Here is a 2,972-nt window from a genome sequence, read left to right as displayed (position 1 = left end):
TTACATTCGCATCGCCAAAAGGCGGCAAAGTGCTTGCAGATAACTACAACAAAGAAAAATCCTATAATGCCGCGTTTTTAAAAGACAGTAATGCTGTTTCGAAATTAGAAAACACAATACAGCTTGCATCACTAAATCATCAGGATTTTGATGCCGTTTATGTAGTCGGTGGCAAAGGGCCTATGTTCGATTTAGTTAGGGATAGCAGTGTTAAGCGAATTATAAAGCAAGTGTATGAAAATAATGGTGTGATTGGGGCTGTGTGCCATGGACCTGCAGCATTATTAGATATTAAACTTTCAAATGGTGAGTACTTGCTAGCAGGTAAACGCGTGTCAGCCTTTAGTAATGTAGAAGAAAGCGCCTTTACTAAGAAATGGCAAATGCCATTTTCACTTGCCAATAAATTATCGGAGCAAGGAGCGCTGTATCAACAAGATAGTTTAATGTTCAATCAAGTCAGTTTTGATGGCAACTTATTGACTGGTCAAAACCCATTTTCAACCACAGACACAGCGATTGCCGTTGTTGAAAAATTAGGTTTAACGCTCGACAAGCCAATTGAATTTAAAGACGACCGCACTATTAAACTAGCAGAGCAATTTTTTGTAAATAAAACACAAGCGCTTGGTACATATAATGCCAACCAAGATGATTTTGATACCATGCTATTAGCTATGCTTGGGGTTTATTTAGGGAAGCATGCGCAAAATCAAATGGAGCGCGATACTGCGCTTTCATTAATGGAAGTAACAAAAGAGGCCATTAATCATCCGATGCTGGAGCTGGCTCTGGCAAATACATTGCTTGCAGAAAATGATTTTGCTGCTGCAAAAAAACATCTTTCGGCCGCAAAAGTAAAGTTTCCAGACAATACAGATATCGCATCCTTATTGAATAAAGTGCAATCGCTTTAATGAAAAAACGGATTTTAATAAAGCAGTTAACATTTGCACTCATTGCACTAAATAGTGCGATGAGTGCACTTATGCTGATATTCATCACCTTTACCCCTTATATCATTTACCTTTAAATGCTAGCCTTATTTTGTCGGCTTAAAAGGAATAATTAAATTGAAAGAACAACAGCTTAAAGTACTTTTGATTGAAGATAATGTAGCGATTTCAAACAACATTGCCACTTTTTTTGATAATCGTGGCGCCATCATGGACTTTGCTTACGATGGTGAGCAAGGCGCTTCTTTAGCCCTTGCACACTTTTATGACTGCATTATTTTGGATATTGCGTTGCCGAAAAAAGATGGCTTAGCGGTTTGTCAGGAGCTTAGAAATAAAGCTGAACGACATATCCCGATTATTATGCTGACAGCGCGAGATACCTTAAGTGATAAAGTAACGGGCTTTGAGTTAGGAGCTGATGACTATCTGACTAAACCGTTTGAGTTAGAAGAGCTTTATTTACGTTGCTTGGCGATCACTCAAAGGCATCAATCGCAATCTCAAAGTAAACAGTTGCAACTGGGTAAAAATGAAACTGAGTTAGTGTTAGATTTTGCCAGCAAACGGGTACTGCGTGCAGGCGCTGAAATTCATCTGCAGCCGATAGGTTTTGCTATTTTACGTATCTTGATGGAAGCCTACCCAAGAGCGGTATCGCGCTCAGAATTATGCGATAAAATTTGGGGAGATGAGCCAACTGATTCGGATGCGCTTCGTTCGCATTTTTATCAGCTCAGAAAGGTGCTAGATAAGCCATTTGCAAAGCCGATTATCAAGACCATCCACGGTGTTGGGTTTAGTTTAACATTTTAAGAGATTGAGCTTGTGTTTACATTAATAAGAACGCGCATCATTGTATCGTTTATCAGCATTGCTCTGCTAGTCAGCACCTTGTTTATAGGCTTAGGTTTTATATTTTCATATGAAGTGGAAGATGGTTTTTTTCGCTTTATTTTAAATAGTGAAAAAGAGCAAGTTGAGTCGCAATTAGCCACAAAGCAAACGGTCTCCACCCATTACCCTTTTGTCAGTTATGTTGCGTCGATCGATGCGTTACCACAGGCAATTTTTAATGTGTTACAGGAAGAGCCAAATCGTACAGAGTTCTCTGGTGAGGGTGACAAACATTACCATATTAAAGCGCTATCTTCCGGTTACTTAGTTGCCGAGGTGAGCGAGCAACTGATTGTGCGCAAAAATAAAGGCGGTATGTTGGGCTTCGCATTATTTTTTGTCACCATCATTTTGTTAATAGTTATATTGGTGGCGTGGCTATTAGCAAAGCGTATCACTAAACCAATTAAGACGCTCGATCAGCTTATTTCAAATACCGCATCAGACACCATGCCTGTTGGATTTTCAGCACAGTTTAAACAAGATGAAATCGGCGTATTTGCCAAAGCGCTAGATAATGCTTTTATGCGTGTTCAGCAGTTTATTGAACGGGAGCAAAATTTTACTCGTGATGCCTCCCATGAATTACGTACACCTATCGCGATTAGTGTGGGTGCAGTTGCGTTACTAAAAGAAACAACGCTTAACCAAGAGCAACAGGTGCTTTTATCCCGTATTGAAAATGCACAGCGTGATATGCAGCAATCAGTTTCAGGTTTATTGGCAATGGCCCGAGAGCAAGATTATGAATTAAGTGACATTAAACTATTACCGCTGATTGAACAGGCGATTTTGTTACATCATAAATTGATTGAAAATAAACCGATTGAGATTGAGGTGAATGTAGACTCAACTGCCACAATAAACACTAATCATGATGCATTTAAAATGGTGTTAAGTAATTTAATTAGTAATGCGTTTCATCATACTAATGAAGGCACAATTTTAATTGAGTATGCCAATAATCGACTAACGATTCGTGATTCGGGCTGTGGTATTGATAAGCAATTAGTTAACAAAGTGTTTGATGCTGGAGTTAAAAGTGACAGTAGTACAGGCCTTGGCTTTGGCCTTGCGATTGTAAAACGTTTATGTAAACGCTTAGGTATTGATATAACA

At 39.0% G+C, this 2,972-nt stretch carries 3 protein-coding genes; all 3 read left to right on the top strand.

The annotated features are described in order from the left end of the window. On the top strand, positions 1-917 hold a 917-nt coding region (locus ABYD77_RS18520; RefSeq protein WP_372771572.1), incomplete at its 5' end, for a DJ-1/PfpI family protein. A 156-nt stretch (positions 918-1,073) separates the two neighbouring features. After that, positions 1,074-1,772 carry a response regulator transcription factor gene (locus ABYD77_RS18515; RefSeq protein WP_372771571.1) on the top strand — a complete coding sequence of 233 codons (699 nt, stop codon included), beginning with the start codon at positions 1,074-1,076 and terminating at the stop codon, positions 1,770-1,772. Between the two features lie 12 nt (positions 1,773-1,784). Further along, positions 1,785-2,972, top strand: a 1,188-nt coding sequence (locus ABYD77_RS18510; protein WP_372771570.1) for a sensor histidine kinase, incomplete at its 3' end; no start/stop codon positions are given.

Source organism: Pseudoalteromonas sp. (genome assembly GCF_041629635.1).
Lineage (GTDB): Bacteria > Pseudomonadota > Gammaproteobacteria > Enterobacterales > Alteromonadaceae > Pseudoalteromonas.
This window is presented reverse-complemented; position numbering and strand designations above follow the sequence as displayed.